General features: G+C 40.8%; 2 protein-coding genes. Both read left to right on the forward strand.

Features of this window, described 5'->3' with window-relative positions; translation table 11 throughout:
• The coding region (locus FNZ24_RS21550; RefSeq protein ID WP_194945123.1) for a hypothetical protein at nucleotides 1-289 on the forward strand (289 nt) is incomplete at its 5' end.
• Between the two features lie 527 nt (nucleotides 290-816).
• The gene (locus FNZ24_RS21260) at nucleotides 817-2,679 is read left to right on the forward strand and encodes a multiheme c-type cytochrome (protein WP_153916802.1); all 1,863 of its coding nucleotides are present in this window, start codon (nucleotides 817-819) and stop codon (nucleotides 2,677-2,679) included.
• Nucleotides 2,680-2,778 lie beyond the last annotated feature (99 nt).

Here is a 2,778-nt window from a genome sequence, read left to right on the forward strand (position 1 = left end):
GCACCCATTTTTAGCACTACTGTCGATAATTGCTATCGCACTGACCACGATTGTATTGCTACCATTTTTATTGGTATTCGCTCTAGTGAGCTTTATCGGACTTAACTTACTAAGCCGTAAATACCTAGCACCTAAAATGCAGCCAATTTTCGGAAACCGTTCACAGCAAGATGAAGTGTACCGTGATAATCCAAATGTAGAGCGTGAACAGTCCTTGTATAAATCAGAGATGTTTAAGCGATCAAGTCCTTCATCTGGCGGCCGTACTTTCGAACATCAAGCAGACTAAACAATATAGACATTTAGTTTAATTGATGGATTAAAACAGCCTTTCCTCGGCTGTTTTAAGCCATCTGATATAAGATTTAATCTCACTCACCTTCATTATTTTCTGACATATTTAAGCTCAGTTTGTATGCCCGTTTTATAATATTTAAATACGAGTAAAACTTACGACACCAGCCTCAAAGAAAAGACTAATCTACTTATTAACTCGTTGATAATGTGTTGCCACTATTTTCAGTTGGCAGCATTTAGCTCAATGTCATCTCAAAAAAGTGACCAAGTAAAGCTTTACACCCTCGCAATCAACCCATGTCCAATTATCAATTATTTCTTAATAATTAACACCTTATATAAGCAAGCAGTGTGTTAGCAAAGTCCACTTTCAACCTTTAAATTTCAAGACAACATGAATGTCGAAATATTTTCCACACAGATCACAACTCAACAACAAATCCCTCTACTTTGTATCCCCAAAGTGCAATATAAATACACACACATAAAAAATGGTTATAAAACCATAGGGGTGAAATGATGAAAAAGTTTACACAACGAATATTTATTTCTTGTATAGCATTAATGAGTTTTTCGAGCCTAAGTGCGAACGCGAGTTGGGATGATGATAAAGGTTGTTTAAGTTGCCATGAAGGGATTGAGCAGTTCTCAGACGTTGACATGATGGTTGATTTGAGTTGTGTTGACTGCCACAACGGTAATGCAAGTGCTACTACGCTAGAAGCTGGACATAAAGATATGTGGTCGAATCCGACAGATCTTCGCATTGTATCTGAAACCTGTGGCAGTTGTCATGCCGATGAAGTGGATAATGCAAAAACGTCAATCCATGCCACAATGTCAGGCATGATATCCGGCACACGTTATAATTTTGGCAGTCAAGATCGCAACTCAGTGTACGCAACATATGATGTAAAAGCCCTAAAAGTGGGCCGAGAAGGTACTGTCGAAAGTTTAAAACAGATTCCATCATATGATCCAACCCTACCAGAGTCTGCGACTAACTCTCCAAGCGATGATTATTTAAGAAATCAATGCTTACGCTGTCATATTTGGAGTGATGGCCATCAACGAGATGGGGATTATCGAGCTTCTGGCTGTGCCGCATGTCATGTTGAGTATAGTAACAATGCCACTTATGAAGGTGATGATAAAGCCATTGATAAGAGCAAGAAAGATCGACCTCGTAAACACAAAATGACCACTAAGATTACCGTTAATCAGTGTGCCCATTGCCACAACCGTGGTGGTAGAAGTGGTATGAGCTACCAAGGCATGATGGAGTCAGACGGATACGGAACACCATATACCGAAACAGGTGGTAAGCAAGGCAAACTACACGGAAAACACTATAACTTCCTTGAAGCTGACTTACACTTTGATGCAGGAATGAGCTGTATTGATTGTCACACTAAAGCTGAGATGCATGGTGACGGTTATCTATACACCAAGAAAAACCATGCTTTAGAAGTGCGTTGTGAATCTTGTCATGGAACCAGCAGCAGTGATGCAACATTAAAAACCGCCCGCGATAACCCAATGGTTCACCTAAAACGCAACGGAAAAAAGGTCACTTTAACAACTAAAATTGAAGGCAAAGAACTTAACGTACCCCAGCTCTATAAAAACAAAGAGTTGTCGGAAGAAGGCTACGTTGCCATGGTGAAAATTGCTAGTCACATGGAGAAAATGGAATGTTCTACTTGTCATGCGGCATGGGCACCACAATGTTACGGTTGCCATGCCACTCAAAACGTAGGCAAGCCAAACGGAGACTGGTTAAACGGCAGCAGTGACGATAAATCTGCTGAAGGCAAAAAGTCGAACCTGAATAAAGAAGCTTTTAGTTGGAGTGAATCTCGTTCATATGTGCGTTGGGAAATGCCAGCTTTAGGCATCAATGGCCGCGGAAAAGTATCCACCTTTGTACCTGGCTGCCAGGTTTTCTTAACCCAAGTTGATGGCGAAAAATCAATCATCAACAATAAGATTTACACCACAACAGATGGGACCAGTGGTTTGTCACATAATCCGATTCAACCCCATACAATGAGCAAGCGTTCACGCACTTGTGAAGAGTGCCATACTAACCCTAAAGTCTTGGGATTAGGTAGCGGCGTTTATGATGTTGAAAAGAACTTCCCAGAAGGTCAAGCACCAGCATTTGAATTAGAACGTTTTGTAGATGAAGAAGGTAACCAACTGCAATCCACTTCACACGAAGGCGCACGGCCATTTAATAAAGAAGAAATGGACCGCATTAGTCGAGTCGGATCATGCTTAGCTTGCCATGGCAGTGATGAAATTGGTACTACGGGCCAAGCACCTAATGATATCACTCATAATAAAGTGATTCGTAAAATGGCTGAAAATGGAAACTAGCTAACCCTGTGAATCACAACTCATAGTTTTCAGCAAATAAAACACCGCCAWWTGGCGGTGTTTTATTTGCTGAAAACTATGAGTTGTGATTCACAGGGT

The sequence above is a fragment of the Shewanella sp. TC10 genome, from assembly GCF_009663145.1.
GTDB lineage: Bacteria > Pseudomonadota > Gammaproteobacteria > Enterobacterales > Shewanellaceae > Shewanella.

Coding starts and splice junctions, on each gene's coding strand:
- FNZ24_RS21260 (WP_153916802.1), top strand. CDS start 817: ATGAAAAAGTTTACACAACGAATATTTATTTCTTGTATAGCATTAATG.